Annotated in this window: 17 protein-coding genes; 7 read left to right on the top strand and 10 right to left on the bottom strand. The window is 53.8% G+C overall.

Going from position 1 to position 21,199, the window contains the following annotated elements:
- The first annotated feature begins 197 nt into the window (after positions 1 to 197).
- From FD737_RS15145 to FD737_RS15135, 3 genes are read left to right on the top strand one after another with little or no spacing between them, the layout of a single operon-like run.
- The gene (locus FD737_RS15145) at positions 198 to 1,646 is read left to right on the top strand and encodes an amidase (protein ID WP_058961337.1); all 1,449 of its coding nucleotides are present in this window, start codon (positions 198 to 200) and stop codon (positions 1,644 to 1,646) included.
- Positions 1,639 to 2,949 carry a cytosine permease gene (locus FD737_RS15140; protein ID WP_160833899.1) on the top strand — a complete coding sequence of 437 codons (1,311 nt, stop codon included), beginning with the start codon at positions 1,639 to 1,641 and terminating at the stop codon, positions 2,947 to 2,949. Before FD737_RS15145 ends, FD737_RS15140 begins: the two co-directional genes overlap by 8 nt.
- Positions 2,942 to 3,649 carry a cysteine hydrolase family protein gene (locus FD737_RS15135; protein WP_160833898.1) on the top strand — a complete coding sequence of 236 codons (708 nt, stop codon included), beginning with the start codon at positions 2,942 to 2,944 and terminating at the stop codon, positions 3,647 to 3,649. The genes FD737_RS15140 and FD737_RS15135 overlap by 8 nt, the downstream gene beginning before the upstream one ends.
- Here the strand turns inward: FD737_RS15135 and FD737_RS15130 are convergent.
- Both FD737_RS15130 and FD737_RS15125 read right to left on the bottom strand, forming a co-directional pair.
- Positions 3,638 to 4,540 carry an alpha/beta hydrolase gene (locus FD737_RS15130; protein ID WP_097119124.1) on the bottom strand — a complete coding sequence of 301 codons (903 nt, stop codon included), beginning with the start codon at positions 4,538 to 4,540 and terminating at the stop codon, positions 3,638 to 3,640. The two genes, FD737_RS15135 and FD737_RS15130, sit on opposite strands and share 12 nt — an antisense overlap.
- Before the next feature lie 98 nt (positions 4,541 to 4,638).
- Positions 4,639 to 5,970, bottom strand: a complete 1,332-nt coding sequence (locus FD737_RS15125) for an aspartate aminotransferase family protein (protein ID WP_160833897.1) — start codon at positions 5,968 to 5,970, stop codon at positions 4,639 to 4,641.
- A gap of 98 nt (positions 5,971 to 6,068) precedes the next feature.
- On the opposite strand from FD737_RS15125, the gene FD737_RS15120 reads away from it, so the two are divergent.
- Entirely contained in the window at positions 6,069 to 6,968 is a 900-nt protein-coding gene (locus tag FD737_RS15120; protein ID WP_160833896.1) for a LysR family transcriptional regulator, read from the top strand.
- Positions 6,969 to 7,268: 300 nt separating this feature from the next.
- Here the strand turns inward: FD737_RS15120 and betA are convergent, their stop codons facing one another.
- Genes betA through betI form a run of 3 tightly spaced genes read right to left on the bottom strand, consistent with a single transcriptional unit; the run spans position 7,269 to position 11,057 of the window.
- Positions 7,269 to 8,948, bottom strand: coding sequence for a choline dehydrogenase (betA, locus tag FD737_RS15115; protein WP_160833895.1), 1,680 nt, complete (start codon positions 8,946 to 8,948; stop codon positions 7,269 to 7,271).
- A gap of 26 nt (positions 8,949 to 8,974) precedes the next feature.
- Positions 8,975 to 10,447: a betaine-aldehyde dehydrogenase gene (gene betB, locus FD737_RS15110; RefSeq protein ID WP_160833894.1), complete on the bottom strand. Its 1,473-nt coding sequence runs from the start codon at positions 10,445 to 10,447 to the stop codon at positions 8,975 to 8,977.
- A gap of 13 nt (positions 10,448 to 10,460) precedes the next feature.
- Positions 10,461 to 11,057, bottom strand: a complete 597-nt coding sequence (gene betI, locus FD737_RS15105) for a transcriptional regulator BetI (RefSeq protein ID WP_034824050.1) — start codon at positions 11,055 to 11,057, stop codon at positions 10,461 to 10,463.
- A 253-nt stretch (positions 11,058 to 11,310) separates the two neighbouring features.
- Between betI and FD737_RS15100 the strand changes: the two genes are divergently transcribed.
- Entirely contained in the window at positions 11,311 to 13,341 is a 2,031-nt protein-coding gene (locus FD737_RS15100) for a choline transporter (RefSeq protein ID WP_160833893.1), read from the top strand.
- A gap of 86 nt (positions 13,342 to 13,427) precedes the next feature.
- Positions 13,428 to 14,402, top strand: a complete 975-nt coding sequence (uvsE, locus tag FD737_RS15095) for a UV DNA damage repair endonuclease UvsE (RefSeq protein ID WP_097119129.1) — start codon at positions 13,428 to 13,430, stop codon at positions 14,400 to 14,402.
- Here the strand turns inward: uvsE and FD737_RS15090 are convergent.
- The 5 genes from FD737_RS15090 to ascF form a co-directional block, all read right to left on the bottom strand.
- Positions 14,389 to 14,862, bottom strand: a complete 474-nt coding sequence (locus FD737_RS15090) for an OmpA family protein (RefSeq protein WP_034824042.1) — start codon at positions 14,860 to 14,862, stop codon at positions 14,389 to 14,391. The genes uvsE and FD737_RS15090 overlap by 14 nt on opposite strands.
- Positions 14,859 to 16,073, bottom strand: a complete 1,215-nt coding sequence (locus FD737_RS15085; protein WP_058961349.1) for a diguanylate cyclase domain-containing protein — start codon at positions 16,071 to 16,073, stop codon at positions 14,859 to 14,861. The genes FD737_RS15090 and FD737_RS15085 overlap by 4 nt, the downstream gene beginning before the upstream one ends.
- Before the next feature lies 1 nt (position 16,074).
- On the bottom strand, positions 16,075 to 16,659 hold the full coding sequence (locus FD737_RS15080) for a YfiR family protein (RefSeq protein WP_097119131.1): 585 nt from the start codon (positions 16,657 to 16,659) through the stop codon (positions 16,075 to 16,077).
- 195 nt (positions 16,660 to 16,854) lie between these two features.
- The gene (locus tag FD737_RS15075) at positions 16,855 to 18,288 is read right to left on the bottom strand and encodes a 6-phospho-beta-glucosidase (protein ID WP_160833892.1); all 1,434 of its coding nucleotides are present in this window, start codon (positions 18,286 to 18,288) and stop codon (positions 16,855 to 16,857) included.
- 16 nt (positions 18,289 to 18,304) lie between these two features.
- Positions 18,305 to 19,744, bottom strand: coding sequence for a PTS cellobiose/arbutin/salicin transporter subunit IIBC (ascF, locus tag FD737_RS15070; protein WP_160833891.1), 1,440 nt, complete (start codon positions 19,742 to 19,744; stop codon positions 18,305 to 18,307).
- A 254-nt stretch (positions 19,745 to 19,998) separates the two neighbouring features.
- On the opposite strand from ascF, the gene FD737_RS15065 reads away from it, so the two are divergent.
- Positions 19,999 to 21,027 carry a LacI family DNA-binding transcriptional regulator gene (locus tag FD737_RS15065; RefSeq protein WP_160833890.1) on the top strand — a complete coding sequence of 343 codons (1,029 nt, stop codon included), beginning with the start codon at positions 19,999 to 20,001 and terminating at the stop codon, positions 21,025 to 21,027.
- Positions 21,028 to 21,199: the final 172 nt, after the last annotated feature.

Below are 21,199 nucleotides of genomic sequence, written 5' to 3'. Positions count from 1 at the left end.
GATGACCAAAATGGCGCATCGCTGCGCTATTTTTGTGCTTCCTGTTAAACCGAATGCATTAAAACGAAACATAAGTATTCGATCTTGTATCCAAGTCCGTATCCCATCAGGCGTTATCTCCTCGCCGCTGATTGTTGGCACCTTCTGGCACGCAAACTGCATTAATCCCGTTAAGTGACCAAATCGGGAGATGAATCATGTTTGAGGCTTTACTGGATGAGGATGCTACTACATTGGCAGCGCTGATCCGCAATGGCGAGGTGTCTGCCCGCGAATTAACGCAAGCCGCGTTGGATCGTATGGAAAAACGCGAACCACTGATTCGGGCTTTTTGTACGGCATCACCCGAATTGGCGTTACAGCAGGCATCAGTGGTGGATGCGAAGCGTGCACGCGGTGAAGCGCTGGGGGCTTTTGCGGGTGTGCCATTGGCGGTAAAGGATCTCATTTGCACGGCGGGTGTGAAAACCACCTCCGGTTCGGCAGCCTATGCCGATTTCATACCTGAAGATGACGACATCACCGTCGAGCGCCTGCTGGCTGCTGATGCTGTGCTGCTGGGGAAAACCACTGCGCCCGAGTTTGGTTATAGCGGCGTTGGGCACAATCCGCTGTTTCCTTCACCGCGCAATCCCTGGGATTTGAGCAAAACGCCCGGCGGTTCCAGTGCCGGATCCGGCGCGGCGCTCGCCGCTCGCCTTTGCCCGATGGCATTGGGCAGTGACGGCGGCGGATCGGTACGTATTCCAGCGGCGCACTGCGGCGTTTATGGATTCAAGGCCTCGATGGGGCGGGTGCCGTTATGGCCCGGCTGCCGCGATGAACGCTTTCCCGGCGTCTCTAGCTGGGAATCACTGGAGCATATTGGCCCCATGACACGCACGGTGCGAGACAGCGCACTGATGATGTCAGTGATGGCTGGCCCGGATATGCGCGATCGTCACTCCATTCCCTGCAGCGACGTGAACTGGATTTCTTCTCTGGAAAAACCCTTAAACGGGCTGCGCATTGCGTTTAGTGCCGATTTTGGCTACATCGCCGTCGATAAAGAGGTGCGTGACGTTGTCACTAAGGCCGCTCGACATTTCGCCCGTGAACTGGGGGCGGAATTAGAAGAGGTTGATCCAGGGATTGCCGATGAAGGCGCCACCTTTGCCGCGCTGGTGGCCTTTGAAAGCGATCTCACAGGCATGCGTCAGATGCAAAGCGAACTGGGCTCACGCATGTCACCTCATCTGAGCGCCATGCTGCAACGCGAATGGCGCGCTGAACACTTTACCGACGCCAATACCGCACGCAAGAAGATCTGCAATCAGCTGTGGCGATTTATGCAGCGTTACGACTTGCTGTTGACGCCAACGCTGGCAGTGCCGCCGTTCCCGCTCAATATGCAGGGACCGGAAATCATCGATGGGCGCATGGTGCGCAGCGATCATTGGTTGTCGTTCTGTTATCCCTTCAATTTCACTGGCCAACCGGCGGCCTCAATCCCTGCGGGCTTCACCGCCAGTGGCTTGCCGATTGGTCTGCAAATCGTGGGTCGTCATCTGGACGATGGCCTGGTGCTGGCGGCAAGTGCCGCTTTCGAGCGCATCCAACCGTGGAATCACCTTTATCCTGACTTAATCGGAGTTGCCCATGAGTAACAAATCCTCCCCTGCGCTGGAGCAGGAATTTGAACACGAACCGGTACCTTTAAGTCACCGTCACTCGACGCGGTCGGTATCAGCTGTCTGGTTCGGTTTCCCGATGATCCTTACCAACGCGTTGTTTGGTGGCATTATTACCTGGCATTTGGGTTTCTGGCCCGCGCTGATTGCCATCCTGCTCGGCAATCTGGTGCTGTTCGCTTATGTTGGCGCACTGAGTTGGTTTGCAGGTAACACCGGGATGAACTTCGCCCTGCAGGCAAAGCGTACCTTTGGCACTAAAGGCTATATTCTCGTTTCCGGTTTTCTCTCGACCGTCGTGATTGGCTGGTATGCGTTTCAAACGGGTTTAACTGGTACAGTCATTAACCAAACCTTTGGCTGGAACGCACTCGCGGTGACCGCTATCGCCATGGTGCTGTATACCGGCGTCACCTTCCTCGGCGTGCGTGCGTTGTCGATCCTGGGCATGATTGCCGCACCGTTGTTTGTGGTGCTCGGTTTGGTCGCACTGTGGTTGATTGGGCAGGATCACGATTTCAGCACCATCACTCAGTTCAAAGGCAGTACTGGTGCAGTCGGCGCCATGAGCATGGGAACGGCGGTGACCATGGTGGTGGCAGGATTCGCCGATTCGGGCACCATGACCGCGGATTTTACCCGCTGGTCGAAAGACGGCAAATCAGCGGTTATCGCGGCGTTTTCCGCCTTTCCTATGGCGAACGTCATCTCATATCTGTTCGGTGTGGTGATTGTAGCGGTGGGCGCGGCGGTTGATCCGGTCAATAATGGCGGTAATTTCCTGCCAATGCTGATGAACCATGGCACGTTACTCTCCATCATCGCTTTCCTGTTTGTTTTCATTAACCTCGGCTCGGTTTGTACCCATTGTTTGTACAACGGTGCCGTTGGCTTTAGCCATCTGTTCAGCAGCAAGATGCGAGTCTGGACGTTGATCCTCGGCGCCATCGGCGGGGCACTGGCGCTGGCGGGCGTCTGGTCTTACTTCCTCGAGTGGCTGAGTTTGCTCGGCATCGTGGTACCGCCGTTTGGTGCGGTCATGATCGTTGACCTGATCTTCATGGCAAGAATCAGCGAGCAGCGCAAAACCCGTCGTCTGCGCGGTAGCGCTTTTGCCGCCTGGGCGATTGGCAGCTTGTGTGCGGTGATTGCCCACATTGAATTCCCGCAGTTTGGTGAAGCGGTGATTGGCCTGGTGACGGCTGCTGCCAGTTACACTTTGATTGTCAAACTGAAACGTGAAAACGCAGCGAGCCTGATGGAGCAGAAAAATGCCTGAATTCACCATTGATTCAACACCTTATCCCTGGCCCTTTGATGGGCGGTGTACGCCTGCGGATACCGCACTGATCATTATCGATATGCAGACCGATTTTTGTGGCAAGGGCGGCTACGTCGATAGCATGGGCTATGACATTGCACTGACCCGCGCTCCGATAGCGCCTTTGCAGCGCGTGCTGGCACGCATGCGGGAGTTGGGCTTCCCGATCATCCATACGCGTGAAGGCCATCGTCCTAACCTGAGTGATTTGCCGGCCAATAAACGCTGGCGCTCAAAACGGATGCAGGCGGAAATTGGTGCGCCTGGTCCCTGTGGTCGCATTCTGGTGCGCGGTGAGCCGGGCTGGGAAATTATCCCGGAGCTGGCGCCACTGGCGGGTGAAACCATCATTGATAAGCCAGGCAAAGGCTCTTTTTATGCCACCGATCTTGAACTGATCCTGCGCAGTCGGGGGATACGTAATCTTATCATCTCAGGTATTACCACCGATGTCTGTGTGCATACCACGCTGCGCGAAGCCAACGATCGCGGCTTCGAATGTCTGGTGCTGTCTGATTGCTGCGCCGCGACCGAGCTAAAACACCACGAAGCGGCACTAAGCATGATTCACATGCAGGGCGGTATTTTTGGTGCGGTGGCCAGTTCGGAGACGTTGCTGGCGGGCCTGGCTCAACCTTCCGCCGCGTTAAGCGTTTAACCATTGCAGATAATGTCCCGGCCACTCAGTCGTTTGTGTGCCGGGCTTACCCAATCCAAAACCATGCCCCCCGATGGGATAGCGATGCATCTCAACCGGCACATGCTGCTGCTTGCACGCGGCAGCCATGATCAAGGTGTTGTGTGGATCGGAAACAGGATCGTCTTCGGCCTGCACCAGGAAAAACGGCGGTGATTGCGGATTAACATAGGATTGAACCGACCAGGCGGTATCCGCGCTGAGTGATGCGTCTTTCCCGACCAACACTTTATGCGTGGAGGTGTGTTCATAAGGTGGCTCAAGCGTAATGATGGGATAGATCAGCGCGGCACGATCGGCCGTTGCGGGGAGATTGTCCATTGCATCACTGGCCTGATAAGCGTGAAAATCCGCGCGGTTCGCCGCCATTCCCAGCAGGTGCCCGCCAGCCGAAAAGCCCAATACGCTGACATTGTTCTCACGGTGGCGCACGATACGCAGTGCGCGCTGTGCATCCTGAAGTGACACTAACGCGCCATCTTTCCAGCCTTCCTGCGGCAGGCGATAACTCAGCACATACGCTGTGTAGCCTTGAGCCGCCAGCCACGCGGCAGCGGGCCAGGCTTCTTTGCCCATTTCGATACGCGTATAGCCGCCGCCAGCCGCAATCAGTACAGCGCGTCCCTTCGGCTGAACAGGCTTAAAGACGGTGAGCGTCGGCATGGCAATATTCCGCTGCGCACCTTTGGCACTAAACGTCATCGCCCCTAAAGGTCCACCGCCACCAGGCGGTTGTTTTGGCCACAAGGGCAATACCTGTGCGGGTTTTGCCGAGGAAGCGGCCAGGCTAAAGCCGCAGCGCGCAGCAAAGGGGGAGAGCAGTAAACCGGTAAGAAAGTGGCGACGGAGCATGGCCGATCCAGACTGAATGCAAAAAGGTATTGAATCAGAAGAATCGGCAGAGAGTATGAAGAAGATGTTGTTAAGTATGACCAATCAACTCATTTTCCTCACGCTATGTGATGTAACGTCTCACCTACAGCGTCAAACAAGCGATCCAACTCGGCAGGCTGTGTATTGAACATCGGGCCAAACTGCAGCGTATCGGCACCGAAGCGCACATAAAAACCGGCTTTCCACAGCGCCATGCCCGCTTCAAACGGCCGAATGGTGGCATCGCCGCCGCGCGGAGCAAGCTGGATGGCACCCACCAGACCGCAGTTGCGGATATCGATGACGTTCGGGCAATCACGCAGCGCATGCAGTGCATGGGCAAAATGCGGTGCCAGCTCGGCGGATTGCGCAATCAGCGCGTCATGTTCCAGTAACTCCAGCGTCGCCAGGCCCGCCGCACAGGCCACCGGATGGGCAGAGTAGGTGTAGCCGTGAGCAAATTCAACCGCGTGTTCTGGCAGTTTTTGCGCCATAAAGGTGTTGTAGATTTCGCTGCTGGCGACCACGCCACCTAGCGGCACCGCGCCATTGGTGATCTGCTTGGCGAAATTGAGAATATCGGGCATGACGCCAAAATACTCAGCGCCGCTCCAGCGGCCCATGCGGCCAAAACCGGTAATGACCTCATCGAAGATCAGTAAAATATCGTGCTGGGTGCAGATTTCACGCAAGCGTTGCAGATAGCCTACCGGTGGGATAATCGCCCCCGCAGAGCCGGAAAGAGGCTCAACAATCAGGGCGGCGATGTTAGAAGCATCATGCAGCTCAATCAATTTCAGCATCTCATTAGCCAACGCCACACCGCCGGTTTCGGCCTGGCCAGCAGTGAAGGGCAGATCGGTTTGCAGCGTATGTGGAATATGGTCAACGTCCATAAACTGACCGAACATCTTACGATTGCCGCCAATGCCGCCCAGGCTGGTTCCGGCGATATTCACGCCGTGGTAACCTCGCGCGCGTCCGATAAATTTGGTTTTCGCCGGCTGGCCTTTGATGCGCCAGTAAGCGCGCGCCATCTTCACCGCCGTGTCTGCTGATTCCGAACCCGATCCGGTGAAGAACACATGGTTTAGATCACCCGGCATATGCTGGGCAATCTTGTCTGCCAGCTGAAATGACAGCGGATGGCCGTACTGGAAGCCGGGGGAATAATCGAGCATACCCAGTTGTTTCGCCACCGCCTGCTGGATTTCACTGCGGCAGTGTCCCGCGCCACAGGTCCATAAACCGGAAAGGCTATCAAAAATCTGCCGTCCTTTATCATCATTCAGCCAGCGGCCCTGTGCGCCGACAATGATACGGGGATCGCGCTGGAAATTCCGGTTGGCAGTAAACGGCATCCAGTGCGCTTGCAGATTGAGATCGGTAGTGTTGACAGCATCAGACATGATGTTTCTCCAGACAGGTGTATGAAGAGTTTGCATTTAACGGTTAGTTAAGTTAAATCCCTATTAATTCATCTTCAGTTATTAATTTACTCACCTATATGAAAAGCAAATCGCTTGCGCAGGTCACCGACTTTGATCTCAAATTATTGCGCCTGTTTAAAACTGTGAATGAGAGCGGCAGCTTCTCTGCAGCAGAAAGTTTGTTGGGCATGACGCGATCGGCCATTAGCCTGCACATGGGCGATCTTGAAAAGCGACTTGGCATGCGATTGTGTCAACGCGGACGGGCGGGTTTTGCCTTGACCGAAGAAGGGCGTGAGATCCTGCGACACAGCGAAAGTATGATGGCGGCTATCGAGCAGTTTCGCCTGCAGGTTAATCAGATGCATAAGCAGCTGCGCGGGGATTTGAATATCGGGATTATCAATAATCTGGTCACGCAACCACGCATGAAAATTACCCATGCGCTGGAGAAACTGCATGAGATAGGTCCCGATATTCGGCTCAATATCAGCATGATGACGGCCGCAGAGATTGAAAGAGGGCTGCTGGATGGTCGCTTGCACGTCGGTGCGCTGCCAGTCACTTCGCCGATTTCCGGCCTGGATTACATGCCGTTATATGATGAGCGGTCGCAGCTTTACTGTAGCAACACCCATGCGTTGTTTTCCCTCGAGCCAGATGAAGCGCAACTGAAGGGATGTGATGCCATCGCACCCGCTTTTCGCATGACGGCAGAAGCGATTGCCATGCACCAGAAACTCAATTGCAATGCCACGGCAACCGACCGCGAAGGCATTGCCTTTTTGATTCTCACCGGCCGCTTTATCGGTTTCTTGCCTGACCACTATGCCGCACAGTGGGTGGAGAAAAAGATGATGCACGCCATCGCACCGGAACGTTTCCACTTCACCAGCAAGATCGCCGTGGTGACACGCAAAGGGCGCAGCCAGAATGCCATTCTTGAACGATTTTTACAGGCGATTGAGTGGGAATGAGTTTTACCACAAGGCGTAAAACGAACACGTTACTAGTTACAACATACTTTAAAGCTGCATCAATACGCTAAATGCCGGCAATTGTGCGTCATCAATCTACAGGAAAGAAGTGAGCGTCAGTCACTGCAGAATATGACGAACCTCCCTGCTTTAAGTTGTAAAAGGGGGTGCATGATGCCGCAAGACGTGATCAACTGGGCTCAGATGACATTAAGCTTGAGTTACAACGGCTGATTATGGCTTATCTGCAAAGCTAGCGGGAAAAGAGCAGGGTGACGAGAGCCACCCTGATATAAACGGTTAAGCGCGCTTCGGTTCACCACGCACCGGCATATCGCCAGCGACGAAGTAATCTGCTTCACTGCGCGGCAACGGTTGACGACCACGAATGTTATCCGCGATCTTTTCACCGATCATGATGGTGGTGGCATTCAGGTTGCCAGTGATGATCAGCGGCATAATTGACGCATCTACCACGCGCAACGCCTGCAATCCATGCACACGACCCTCGCCATCAACCACCGCCATGCTATCGCTGCCCATTTTGCAGGTGCCACACGGGTGATAGGCGGTCTCGGCATGGTTACGCACAAACTCATCCAGCTGTTCATCAGTCTGGCAATCGAGGCCCGGAGTGATTTCTTTGCCGCGATACTTATCCAGCGCAGGCTGATTGATGATTTGACGCGTAATACGAATCGCGTCACGGAACTCATGCCAGTCCTGTTCATGCGCCATGTAGTTGAACAAAATGGCCGGATCACGACGCGGATCGCGCGATTTAATCTGCACATGCCCACGGCTCGGTGAACGCATTGAACCTACGTGACACTGGAAACCGTGCGCTTCAACGGCGTTAGAGCCGTTGTAGTTAATCGCTACTGGCAGGAAGTGATACTGAATGTTCGGCCAGGTAAACTCTTCGCGGCTGCGAATAAAGCCACCGCCTTCAAAATGGTTGCTGGCACCGATGCCAGTGCCGTTGAACAGCCACTCTGCACCGATCTTCGGCTGGTTCCACCATTTCAACGACGGATAGAGTGACACCGGCTCTTTGCACTCGTACTGCAGGTACATTTCGAGGTGATCCTGCAGGTTTTCGCCGACGCCCGGCAGATCATGTACCACCGGAATGTCGAATTTGTTCAGCAGCGCAGCAGCGCCCACGCCAGAACGTTGCAGAATCTGCGGCGAGGCGATGGCACCGGCGCACAGCAAAACTTCACGTCGCGCATGCACCTGATGTGGCGTGTTGCCCGATCCCTGCAAATATTCCACGCCCACCGCGCGCTTGCCTTCAAACAGGATGCGATCGGTGGTGGCATGGGTGACGATCTTCAGGTTTGGACGCTTTTTGGCGGTATCGAGATAGCCACGCGCGGTGCTGGATCGACGACCTTTCGGCGTGACGAAGCGATCCATCGGTCCGAAGCCTTCCTGCTGATAGCCGTTCAAATCTTCCGTGCGCGGATAGCCTGCTTCAACACCGGCTTCAATCATCGCGGCAAACAGCGGATTGTTATCGGGTTTACAGGTGGTGATGCTGACCGGGCCTTCACCGCCGTGATAGTCATTGGCGCCAATATCGCGGGTTTCTGACTTGCGATAGTAGGGCAGGCAGTTCAGGTAGCTCCAGCTTTCCAGCCCAGGCTGCTGCGCCCAGTTATCGAGATCCATCGCGTTGCCGCGGATATAACACATACCATTGATCAGCGATGATCCGCCCAGACCTTTACCGCGTCCGCACTCCATGCGGCGGTTATTCATATGCGGTTCTGGCTCGGTTTCATACGCCCAGTTATAGCGTTTTCCCTGTAGCGGATAAGCCAGCGCGGCTGGCATCTGCGTGCGGAAATCGAAGCGGTAGTCAGGGCCACCCGCTTCTAAAAGCAGCACATTCACGCTGCTGTCTTCGGTCAGTCTTGTTGCCAAAACGTTCCCTGCGGATCCGGCTCCGATAATGATGTAATCAAATTCCATTAGTCGCTCCTCAGGTTAAAGCTCAATTAAAATACGGACTGAAAACGGGATAACTCGACCTGCACCGACTTCACCTGGGTGTAGTTTTGCAAGGTCATCAGGCCATTCTCACGGCCAATACCAGAGTGCTTGTAGCCGCCCACCGGCATTTCGGCGGCAGATTCGCCCCAGGTGTTGATCCAGCAGATACCCGCTTCGATCTGGTGAATCACGCGGTGTGCGCGGTTCAGGTCTTGCGTCACTACGCCCGCAGCCAGACCGAAATCGGTGGCATTGGCGCGACGTACCACTTCTTCTTCGCTTTCGTAAGTCAGAATCGACATCACCGGCCCGAAGATTTCTTCACGCACAATGGTCATTTCATCACGGCAGTCGGTGAATACGGTCGGTTCAACCCAGGCTCCGTCATCGAAATCGGCGCCGCTCAGACGTTTGCCGCCGCACAGCAGACGCGCGCCTTCGTTGATACCGGATTCGATATAACGCATCACGTTGTCACGATGGGGGAAGCTCACCAGCGGGCCGAAATTGGTGTGAGGATCGTTGAGGTCACCCGCTTTGATGCGTGCAACACGTTCAGCGATTTTCGCTTCAAACGCGGCCTGGAATTTTGCCGGGATAAACACGCGCGTACCGTTGGTGCAGACCTGGCCTGAGCTGTAGAAGTTGGCCATCATGGCGATGTCGGCGGCCAGATCGAGATCGGCGTCATCAAAGATAATCAGCGGCGATTTGCCACCCAATTCCATAGTGACTTCTTTCAAGGTGGAGCCCGCAGCATTCGCCATCACTTTTTTGCCGCTGGCCACGCCGCCGGTAAAGGAGACTTTATCGATGCCCGGATGGTCAGTCAGCTGTTGACCAGTGACCGCGCCACGACCGTTCAGCACATTGAATACGCCGGCAGGCACGCCCGCTTCGGTGTAAATTTCTGCCAGCTTCAGTGCAGTCAGTGGAGTGACTTCACTCGGTTTAAAGATCATCGCGTTACCTGCTGCCAGCGCAGGGGCAGATTTCCACAAAGCGATCTGAATCGGGTAGTTCCACGCACCAATACCAGCGACCACGCCGAGCGGTTCACGACGGGTATAAACAAACGCCGTGTCGCGCAGTGGGATCTGCTGGCCTTCCAGCGTCGGGATCAGCCCGGCGTAATATTCCAGCACGTCAGCACCGGTTACGATGTCCACATATTGGGTTTCGCTCAGCGGTTTACCGGTGTCGAGGGTTTCCAGCGCGGCTAACTCGTCGTTGCGCTCACGCAGGATATCGACGGCACGGCGCAGAATACGTGAACGCTCCATGGCGGTCATCGCGGCCCAAACTTTCTGGCCTTTTTGCGCGGCAGCGACGGCACGATCAACATCGGCCTGTTCCGCCTCATGTACTTCGGCCAGAACTTCGCCATTGGCCGGGTTGATGGTCTGGAATGTATTACCTGCGCTCGCCGCAATGAACTGACCATCGATATACAGCTGCTGTTCGGTGAATCGGGACATAATTTCTCCTTCCTCAGTGATTCAGTGCGCCAGCAAGTTGCTGACGGATAAATTGGGTGGTGAGCGTTTTGGCGACATCGATATTGAAGGGCAGACCGCTGAGCGCAGCTCGCAGCCAAAGGCCATCGATTAGCGATGCCAATCCGTGAGCCGCCAGTCGTGCCTGTTCACGCGGCAATTCACGGTGAAACTCGGCGGCGAGGGTTGAAAACAGGCGTCGACTACTGACCCGTTCCAGACGACCCAACTGCGGCTGATGCATGCTGCTGGCCCAGAAATCCAGCCAGGCTTTCATCGCCGCGCTGTGCACCTGCGTGTCATCGAAGTTACCTTCGACAATCGCCAGCAAGCGTGCTTCGGTCTTCGCGCCCGCCAACGGTTTCAGGCGGGCAGCCACGGCATCACGTAACTGACGAGTGATATCGCGCATAGTAGCTTCCAGCAAACCGTTCTTGTCCTTGAAGTAGTGGCTGATGATGCCGGTCGAAACCCCCGCACGGCGGGCAATCTGCGCAATAGTTGCGTCATTAATTCCTACCTCGTTAATCGTATCGAGGGTTGCATCAATCAGCTGCCGACGACGAATCGGCTGCATTCCCACCTTTGGCATGACTCCAGCTCCACCACAATGTCAGAGGACTATTTAAACTTTTTTTGATTGCACGTTCAATATAAAAAAGAATTTTGTTAGGATACTGTGCTTCGATTGTTACAAAAGCGCAGCGGTGAACCGGGCTATGCGGCTCATCGTCAGAAGAAAGCACTACAGGGAGGGACAACAGGGGTACTGATAACAACAAGGCCTGGCAGACAGGTCACGCTAATCCATTGAGTCATCACAGGAAATTAACCAGAGGTCATCGATGATTAATCCACCTGCCAGTGAAAAAGACAGAATCAATCCTGTGGTGTTCTACACCTCAGCCGGACTGATTCTGACATTTTCACTTGTCACTATTTTTTACAGCGAGCTGGCTGCCAGCTTGATTCAGACTGCGGTTAACTGGGTTACCGCTACGTTTGGCTGGTACTACATGCTGGCCGCGACGCTGTATATCGTTTTCGTTATCTACATGGCCTGTTCACGTTACGGCGCCATCAAGCTCGGGCCAGAGCAATCCAAACCAGAATTCAGCTTATTAAGCTGGTCAGCGATGCTGTTTGCGGCCGGTATCGGTATCGATCTGATGTTCTTCTCAGTGGCCGAACCGGTCACGCAGTACATGCAACCGCCTGAAGGCGCCGGACAAACCATGGAAGCCGCGCGTCAGGCGATGGTCTGGACGCTGTTCCACTACGGCGTAACTGGCTGGTCAATGTACGCGCTGATGGGGATCGCGCTGGGGTACTTTAGCTACCGCTACAATTTGCCGCTCACCATCCGTTCTGCGCTGTATCCAATCTTTGGCAAACGTATTAACGGGCCGATTGGCCATACCGTGGATATTGCAGCGGTAGTGGGGACCATCTTCGGCATCGCCACCACCTTAGGGATCGGCGTGGTTCAGCTCAATTATGGCCTGAACGTGTTGTTCGATATTCCGGAAGGCTTTACCGCGCAGGCCGCATTAATTGTGCTGTCGGTGATTATCGCCACCATTTCCGTGACCTCTGGCGTGGATAAAGGCATCCGTATTCTGTCGGAACTCAACGTTGCGCTGGCATTGGGGCTGATTCTGTTTGTGCTGTTCATGGGCAAAACCGACTTCCTGCTGAATGCGCTGGTGCTCAATGTCGGTGATTACATCAACCGCTTTATGGGCATGACGCTGAACACCTTTGCGTTTGATCAGCCAAGAGAGTGGATGAACAGCTGGACGTTGTTCTTCTGGGCATGGTGGGTCGCCTGGTCCCCGTTTGTTGGCTTGTTCCTGGCGCGTATTTCACGTGGTCGCACTATCCGTGAGTTCGTGCTCGGTACGCTGATTATTCCGTTCACCTTCACGCTGTTGTGGCTGTCGGTCTTTGGTAACGCCGCGCTGTATGAAATTATCCACGGTGATGCCGGCTTTGCTCAGGAAGTGATGGCGCATGCAGAACGTGGCTTCTACAGCCTGCTGGCGCAGTATCCGGCGTTTAAGTTCAGCGCTTCGGTCGCCACCATTACCGGCATGCTGTTCTACGTCACCTCAGCGGATTCCGGTTCACTAGTGTTGGGTAACTTCACTTCGAAGCTGAAAGACATCAACAGTGATGCACCGAACTGGCTGCGTATCTTCTGGTCAGTGGCGATTGGTGTTCTGACCATGGGTATGTTGATGACCAACGGTATTTCTGCGCTGCAGAATGCCACGGTGATCATGGGACTGCCGTTCAGCTTTGTGATTTTCTTTGTGATGGCCGGTTTGTATAAGTCTCTCAAAGTGGAAGACCATCGCCGCGCCAGCGCCAGTCGTGAAACGGCACCGTACATTCCGGCCAGCAACGATCGCCTGAGCTGGAAGAAACGTCTGTCGCGTCTGATGAACTATCCAGGCACACGCTACACCCAGCAAATGATGGAGAACGTCTTGTTCCCGGCAATGCAGGATGTGGCGAAAGAACTGGAGTTGCGCGGCGGTCGGGTTTCACTGGACCGCGTGGAGCCGGAAGAGGGCCATCCGTTAGGTTATCTGGATTTGCGCGTGCTGCTGGGTGAAGAGCAAGATTTCGTGTATCAGATCTGGCCGCAGCAGTATTCGGTGCCGGGCTTTACCTATCGAGCGCGCAGTGGTAAATCGACCTATTACCGTCTGGAGACATTCCTGCTGGAAGGTAGCCAGGGCAACGATTTGATGGATTACAACAAGGAGCAGGTGATTATCGATATTCTCGATCACTACGAACGTCACCTGAACTTTATCCATCTGCATCGCGAAGCACCGGGCAGCAACATTACTTTTCCAAGCGTGTAACCCTACGGACAGCGGCAGCCCTGCCGCTGTCCGTGCACTTTCCCTGGAGCAAGCTACACTTTCAGCCTGCTCTAAGGGAGACTGAAATGAAATTGGGTTTTGCGTGTAAGTACTTCGATGCACAGGCTAAGCAGCCGTTTCCGTTTAAAATCACCACGCGTACGCGTTTCCTGAGTCTTGATCGCGAAGAACAAGCGCGTTTACTGTCGCAGCTGGCAACCAACAACCTCGAAAACCAATTCCTCACGCTGCAACAACTGGCGAAACTGCCGGATGCGATGCGCATGATGCGGATTGGCAGCGACCTGTTGCCGCTGTATACCGTACCAGAGGCCACCGCCATCTACAGCGAACTGATGCCCGACTTACAGCCGCTGCTGGGCCGCTGTGGCGAATTTGCCCGCGCTCACAACATTCGTCTCTCATTCCATCCTGGACAATATTCCGTACTCGCTTCGGATAATGAAGGGGTAGTGGATCGGGCAATTGAGGATGTGGAGTACCATGCGCTGTGTGCCGTGTTAATGGGGTATGGTCGCCAGTTTCAGGATTTCAAAATCAATATCCATATGAACGGCAAAAAAGGCATCGAGGGGTTTCGCGCGGCGTTTCAGCGTCTCTCTCCTGAAGCACGCAATATGCTGACGGTTGAAAATGATGAAATCTCTTGTTCGCTGGATGATGTATTACAGGCGCGCGATCTCTGTCCGGTGGTGCTGGATATTCACCATCACTGGGTGAAAGAGAATCAATTTATCAAAGCGGATGATGCGCGTATCCCGTTAATTATCGAATCGTGGCGCGGTGTGCGTCCGGTATTACACTATTCGATTGCGCAGGAAGGATTAATCCCAGAACATGGCTTCCCGGATCAGCACGATTTAACGGTGGCAAAAACCAAACTGCGTGCGCATTCTGACTACTACTTCAATCAGGATTTAAACGACTGGGCGCTGTCATTTACTGACTTCGACATTATGTGCGAAGTGAAAATGAAAAATCTGGCGGTCGAGCGCTTATACCGTTATGCGCTCGACCAGGGTGAGATTAAGGCGAGGTAATTACAATCGCCACACGGCGATTCTGCGCGCGGCCTTGTGCACTGTTATTGCTGGCAATGGGGGCGCTCATGCCCAGACCTCGGGTGGTGATGTTGGTTCGCGGTACATCCGCACCCAACGCCCATTGTGTTGCCACAGCATCAGCACGTTTCAGTGACAACTGCTGGTTATAATCCGCCTTGCCGTAATTATCCGTATGACCGTCAATGCGGACATGCTGAATGCCCGTCGCTGAGAGGTTTTTCGCCATATTGGCGATGTTGGCTTTACTTGTCGCGGTGAGTTCAGACTCATTTACCCCAAACAGGATTTTGTCCGATAAACCTAATCCCCAACCTTCCATGTTTTCAGTAAAGCCCGCGCTTTGCATCGCTGCAATCTGTGCGGCGGTGAAACGACCTTTTGACTGACATCCCGCGCACACCAGAATACACAGCAGCAGAAAGAGTTTGATTTTCATACCCGTACCTTACTTATCCCTTTGTTTTTGTACATATGCATATCCGCACGTTCCAGAATTGATTGCACCGTATCGCCATGCTGCGACCAGGCGTAACCAATTGTGACCGAGGTGGTTATCGGTGTGCCTTCCGCGATCATAATCTTCTGCGCAATGGCTTCCCTGATCTCCTCTGTCAGCTGCAGCAGCTGTTTCTCAGTCGCGCGGCTGGTTATTAACATCGCAAACTCATCACCGCCGAGGCGCGCGACCATATCCTGTTTATAGGCCAGTGCAAGCAGGCGGGAACCGATGGCTTTCAGCACCTCATCGCCCGCCGCATGTCCCCAGTTATCATTGATGCTCTTGAATCGATCGCCATCCAGGAACAGCAACACAAAGCGCTCATGAGCGAATTGGCCATCAAGCAATCGGGTTAACTGCGTGACAAAGGCGGCGCGGTTGGCCAGTCCGGTGAGCGGATCTTCCAACGCTTTCGCCGCTAATGACCGGTTATCACGCAGTAACGAAGCTTGCAGCGATTGCATCTCCGCTAACAACGAGTTGAGATCGTCCGAAAACAGCTGAAATTCTTTGGTCGGGCTTTCAGGGATTCGCAGTGAAAAATCCCCCGAGCTGATGACGTAATGAATCGAGCTGGTGATATTGCGCAGCGTCTGCAAAATGCCCCGATGCAAGAATGCGCTTAGCATAAAGGCGACGATTAACACACACAGCATACCGCTGGATAAAATCATCACCGAGTAACGGATAAAATCCGTCGCCCCTTTGACTGTACCCGCCAGCGTCAACGTCCCGACGACATTTTCCGCATGGTTAATATTCACGCTCAGCGGGCGCGCGTAGATCCATTCGCGTAAGAAGTTCTCATACCAGCCATCCTGCTGCTGTTGATCTTGCCAGTTAACCAGCACCGTTTGGTCGTCCGTCACAAGTTTTGCCGTAGCAAACATGCCTTCGTTGCCCAACATGGCAATTTTTTTGTGGGCGTCATAACTGTCTTCAAAGACGGTGGCGGCGGTCAGGCTGTTGCTCAGCGTCGCGGCAATCAGCTCCAGGTTGCGCTTCTCATAACGCTTGATGAAAAGTAACGAAGTGGAGGTCAGCAGCAACCAGCACAGCAACAAGATAACGGCGGAGTTGATGATGCTGATCTTGCGCAGCCTGATGCGGATAGATGATTTTTCATTTTTAATTTTTTCAAATTTCATCTTATTGGCTTCCTTTGCGCGACAGCAATAACACATCCGGACTCACGCGAACGCCACTGCGAGCCAGTGAATCAAGGTTTACGGCAAACATCGGATGATCGGCATTAAAAATAAGACAGAAAGCGGCTCCGATGGCGCAATCGGTATTATTTTCAGCCAGAGAGAGAACGGCGTGGCCTTTCTCCAGGCTGAGCAATTCGGTCTGTTGCTGCGGCGACTGATCGCCGAAATAGAGGGCATCACAGCGATTGCTGGCTAACTCGGTTTCACTGTTGAGATAGACCACGCTAAAGGGCAGCGCTGTCGCGGTGGCACTGGCAGGAAAATTGACGTGGCGCGCAGAATTGAACACACACAACTGTGGGGCGTCGTGCAACGCTGGCCAGCGGGTGAAGCTAATGATGCCGCTGACAATACGGTTGGCTTTGTCATCTTTCGTCGCGGGGTTTTGCGCCGCAGCGGCAGGCAGGGATAGCGGCAATATCAACAGTGCCAGCGAACCGATGCAGATCAGCGCGGCTTTAAGCTGAGCCAAAAGCAGAAATAAAACTTCACGAGGGTGAAGACGAGGTTCAAAACGTAACATGACGCTATTCCGCTGGATTCAACCCGCAAATAGTACCATCGGCATTTATAAAAGAGTACAGGTGTTCAATAGCGTAAAACGCGGACTATTTACTCTGGCAGGATAATCAGATCCAATCATTAATAGAGAAATTGATGCAGTATTTATATAAACATGTCGGGCGAACTAACATCGCCCGGCAGTGAATCGCAAAGATTATTCACTTAAATCGCGGCCATTGCTGGCAATCACTTTTTTATACCACCAGAAAGATTTTTTGCGGGTGCGCGCCAGTGAGCCATTACCCTGGTCATCACGATCGACGTAAACAAAGCCATAGCGTTTGCTCATTTCGCCCGTTGAGGCTGCGACCAGATCAATGCATCCCCAGGTGGTGTAGCCCATCACCGGGATGCCATCGGCTATCGCCTCGCCCATTGCCTGAATGTGCTGCTTCAGGTAGCTGATACGGTAATCGTCATGAATCTCGCCGTTGGCATCGATTTCATCGCGCGCCCCCAGGCCGTTTTCCACCAAAAATAGCGGCTTTTGATAGCGGTCGTACATCATGTTCATGGTGATGCGCAGGCCTAAGGGATCGATGCCCCAGCCCCATGCGCTCCGGGGAATGTGCGGGTTGGTCAGCGATTTCACCACGTTCGCCGCACTGCTGTTTTTCTCGTTCATATCGGCTGAGGCACAGCGCGACGCGTAGTAGCTGAAGGAGACAAAATCCACGGTATGACGCAGGAGTTCTGCATCACCGTCCTGCCACTCAATCTCAATGCCTTTCTCGCGGAACACGCGTGCTGCGTAGGAAGGATAGGCACCGCGCGCCTGCACATCGATAAAGAACAGGTTCTCGCGATCTTTTTCCATCGCCGCCCAGACATCTTCAGGGTTACATGACCACGGATAGAAATTGCCGCCCGCCAGCATGCAGCCGACCTGATTTTCGGGGTCAATCTCGTGTGCAATTTTCGTCACCAGCGCACTGGCGACCAGTTCATGATGCGCCGCCTGGTATTTAACCTGTTCTCGATTATCCTCTGGTCCGAAGACCAGGCCAGCGCCAGAGAACGGGCTGTGCAGCAGAATGTTGATCTCGTTAAACGTCAGCCAATATTTCACCAGCCCGTTGAAAGCGTCAAAGCAGGTGCGGGCGTAGCGGGCGAAGAATTCAATCATCTTGCGGTTGCGCCATGAACCGTACTCGGTAACCAAATGCATCGGTACGTCAAAATGGCATAACGTCACCAGCGGCGTGATGCCATATTTTTGGCACTCTTCGAACAGGCTGCGATAGAAAGCGATACCTTTAGGATTTGGCGTTAACTCATCACCTTTCGGGTAGATGCGGCTCCAGGCGATGGACGTGCGAAACACCGTGAAGCCCATTTCCGCCATCAAGGCGATGTCATCTTTATAGCGACGATAAAAATCGATGGCATCGTGGCTCGGATAGTATTCATCATCACGCAAGGTGAAGCGCGGTTCCAGCCCGAGTTTGACCGGCATACGGTGTTCGCCATGCGGGATCATATCCACCGTGGTTAAGCCTTTACCGCCCGCCAGATAGCTCCCCTCCGACTGATTAGCGGCTAACGCGCCGCCCCATAAAAATCCCTCTGGAAATGTCACTTCAGACATAAAAAACCTCAGTTAATCAATTCACATTGACGGCTTTAGCAGGATCCACAACCGGTTTAGGCTGCGCTGTTTCACTCACCGGAATATCTTCAAAGCCAAGAATCAGGGTCAGAACAAATGAAAGCACCACCGACAACACCATCACGCCACCCACCCACACAATGCTCATCGGGTTGGCCGGATCAAAAAACTGTACGCTGGTAAACAAGCCGGGTGAGGCCATGGAGTGGCTGGCGAGCCCGCCGATGCCGGCTACCGCGCCACAGATAAATCCGCTGATCAGGCTGGCGATCAGTGGTCGTTTGAGTCGCACCGCAACACCATACAGCGCGGGTTCCGAGATCCCAGCCACGATCGCTGAAGCCGCTGCGGCAAAAGCGGTCTGACGCAATTCCGGATTCTTGGTTTTGAAGGCTACGGCCAACGATGACCCGCCGAGTGACAGATTGGCGCCGATTTCAGAGGGCATCACCATGCCTTCTTTGCCCGTTTCCGCGATGGTCTGAATGATGGTCGGGGTGAAGACGCGGTGCATGCCGGTCATCACCAGCAGCGGCCATAACGCGCCCATAATCGCTACGGATAACCAGCCGAGATAGCCATGAATGGTGTAAACCAGCGCTGAAATACCGCTACCAATCCAGATGCCTAGCGGGCCAATCAGCACAATGGCAATCGGTGCGGCGATCAGCACAATCAGCATCGGTTTGAGGAAGTTTTTGGTGACCGCAGGGGTAAAGCGATCCACCCAGTATTCGATGTGCGACAGGATCCAGGTCATCACCAGCGCCGGGATGACGGTGTAGGTGTATTTCACCGCCGTCACCGGGATATAGGCGAACTCCACGACCTGGCCTTGTGCCGCTTTGGCCATCAAATCAATAAAGTTGGGATGCACCAGCACGCCGGCAATCGCAATCGCCAATGACATATTGGTTTTGAACTTCAGTGCCGCCGAGGCCGCCACCATTACCGGCAGGAAGAAAAAGGCACCGTCACCGATGACATTCAGGATCACCAGCGTAGACGAACCTTTCTCCAGTACACCGCCCATCTCCAGCACCATTGCTAGCAGCTTGACCATCGATCCCCCGATGATCGCCGGGATCAGTGGCGACATGGTGCCCACCAGCGCATCAAGAATGCCCGCGCCAATGCTGCGCAGAGTGATTTTGCGTTTCACTGGGGCGCTGTTATCGCTATTCGGTGTACCGAGTTTAAGCACTTCCTGATACGCGAGATTGACGTTATTGCCAATGATCACCTGGCATTGCGTATCGGTATGCACCACGCCCATCACGCCCGGAATCGCTTTCAGCGTGGCGTTATCGATCAGGGTAGTATCGCGTAGCACGAAACGCAGGCGCGTCATGCAGTGCGTGACGGCTTCAATATTGGTTAAGCCGCCGAGCGAAGCCACGATGGCGCGTGAAACGTCAGCATAATTTTTAGCCATGGATTGTAGGTCTCTGATTTTTTCGAGTAGGGGTACGTTTGCCCGCATATCTATTGCGAGTCATGAGAAACCGGTTTCACAAAATCATGAATATGAAATCATTACCAGGCAAGGAGTTTAAAATTTGATGTTTAAAAGTGTGATAGTGATCGATAACGAGGTGAGGAGCGGGCAAACATTACGGTGAAAAAATTCTCCGCATAATTCGCGACTTAGGTAAACTTCAGCGATACGAGCGTAAATCAGAGTGAAAAATGGCAACCATAGTTGAGGTGGCAAAGGTCGCAGGCGTATCTAAAGCCACGGTGTCACGTGTGCTGTCCGGCAACGGTTATGTCAGCGAAGAGAAGCGGGAATTGGTGTTTAAGGCTATCGCGGCAACCGGTTTTCGCCCCAATTTACTGGCGCGAAATCTGGCAACCAAGTCGAGCCAGACCATTGGTCTGGTGATCACCAATACCCTCTATTCCGGCAGCTATTTTACTGAGCTCATGCAGCATTCCGCCCGACTGATGGAGCAGCAGGGGCGACAACTGCTATTGGTGGATGGCAAACACAGTGCGGAAGAGGAGCGTGCTGCGATTCAATTTTTGCTCGATTTGCGCTGTGACGGCGTCATCATCTATCCGCGCTTTCTCACCATTGAAGAAATGGACGCTATCATCGATCAGCACTCGCATCCGATTCTGGTGATCAACCGTCGTCTGCGGCAACACGACAGCTACTGTATTTACGCCGATCAACAACGCACCAGCGCCGACGCCGTTGAAGCGTTAATCAAACTGGGGCATCGTGACATTGCCTTTATTACCGGCTCGCTCGATTCGCCCACCGGCCGTGAGCGCCTGGCGGGCTACCAATCGGCGCTGGCAAAACACCAGATTCCGGTTCAGCAAGCGTTGATTATTGAAGGGAAGTGGCAGGCGCAAAACGGCGTAGCGGCGGTAGAAACGTTGTTAAAACAGGGCATTCCGTTTAGCGCACTGGTGGCCAGTAATGATGATATGGCGGTAGGAGCGTTAAAAACGTTGGCATCGCACAACATTACGGTTCCTGCTCAGGTCTCCGTGCTGGGATTTGATGATATTCCGCTGGCCCCCTTCACCGTTCCATCGCTCTCTAGCGTGAAAATGCCGGTGACGGAGATGATTCAGGAAACACTTGCAAGGCTGATATCGATGCTCGACGGGGGCGAAATGAGCAATCGCCAGCGCTTCTCGGGTGAAGTGATGATGCGAGAATCCGTCGGGCCTGGGCCTTATGCCAGTGAAAACGTTGTTTGAATGACCCAAGTTGGTGTCGCAATCATTAACGCCACTACTTGAACTCCTTTATCAAGCCTCAATGCCTTTGCTAATCATTGGTATATTAACCATCCAAAATCAGAGGCGTTAAAAAGGGGGCGGTTGTATTTAGTGCATTCAATCGCATTCTATTTTGAATTGGAAAGTCCAA

This window comes from Pantoea sp. Seng, from assembly GCF_009829935.1.
GTDB lineage: Bacteria > Pseudomonadota > Gammaproteobacteria > Enterobacterales > Enterobacteriaceae > Pantoea > Pantoea communis.
This window is presented reverse-complemented; position numbering and strand designations above follow the sequence as displayed.

What these genes read in the sequence shown, in the direction of transcription:
- FD737_RS15080 (WP_097119131.1), bottom strand. Translation starts at nt 16,659, where the DNA reads ATGTTACGTTTTGAACCTCGTCTTCACCCTCGTGAAGTTTTATTTCTG.
- FD737_RS15120 (WP_160833896.1), top strand. Translation starts at nt 6,069, where the DNA reads ATGAAAAGCAAATCGCTTGCGCAGGTCACCGACTTTGATCTCAAATTA.
- FD737_RS15140 (WP_160833899.1), top strand. Translation starts at nt 1,639, where the DNA reads ATGAGTAACAAATCCTCCCCTGCGCTGGAGCAGGAATTTGAACACGAA.
- FD737_RS15075 (WP_160833892.1), bottom strand. Translation starts at nt 18,288, where the DNA reads ATGTCTGAAGTGACATTTCCAGAGGGATTTTTATGGGGCGGCGCGTTA.
- FD737_RS15130 (WP_097119124.1), bottom strand. Translation starts at nt 4,540, where the DNA reads ATGCTCCGTCGCCACTTTCTTACCGGTTTACTGCTCTCCCCCTTTGCT.
- FD737_RS15085 (WP_058961349.1), bottom strand. Translation starts at nt 16,073, where the DNA reads ATGAAATTTGAAAAAATTAAAAATGAAAAATCATCTATCCGCATCAGG.
- betA (WP_160833895.1), bottom strand. Translation starts at nt 8,948, where the DNA reads ATGGAATTTGATTACATCATTATCGGAGCCGGATCCGCAGGGAACGTT.
- FD737_RS15145 (WP_058961337.1), top strand. Translation starts at nt 198, where the DNA reads ATGTTTGAGGCTTTACTGGATGAGGATGCTACTACATTGGCAGCGCTG.
- FD737_RS15065 (WP_160833890.1), top strand. Translation starts at nt 19,999, where the DNA reads ATGGCAACCATAGTTGAGGTGGCAAAGGTCGCAGGCGTATCTAAAGCC.
- ascF (WP_160833891.1), bottom strand. Translation starts at nt 19,744, where the DNA reads ATGGCTAAAAATTATGCTGACGTTTCACGCGCCATCGTGGCTTCGCTC.
- FD737_RS15090 (WP_034824042.1), bottom strand. Translation starts at nt 14,862, where the DNA reads ATGAAAATCAAACTCTTTCTGCTGCTGTGTATTCTGGTGTGCGCGGGA.
- FD737_RS15135 (WP_160833898.1), top strand. Translation starts at nt 2,942, where the DNA reads ATGCCTGAATTCACCATTGATTCAACACCTTATCCCTGGCCCTTTGAT.
- betB (WP_160833894.1), bottom strand. Translation starts at nt 10,447, where the DNA reads ATGTCCCGATTCACCGAACAGCAGCTGTATATCGATGGTCAGTTCATT.
- uvsE (WP_097119129.1), top strand. Translation starts at nt 13,428, where the DNA reads ATGAAATTGGGTTTTGCGTGTAAGTACTTCGATGCACAGGCTAAGCAG.
- betI (WP_034824050.1), bottom strand. Translation starts at nt 11,057, where the DNA reads ATGCCAAAGGTGGGAATGCAGCCGATTCGTCGTCGGCAGCTGATTGAT.
- FD737_RS15100 (WP_160833893.1), top strand. Translation starts at nt 11,311, where the DNA reads ATGATTAATCCACCTGCCAGTGAAAAAGACAGAATCAATCCTGTGGTG.
- FD737_RS15125 (WP_160833897.1), bottom strand. Translation starts at nt 5,970, where the DNA reads ATGTCTGATGCTGTCAACACTACCGATCTCAATCTGCAAGCGCACTGG.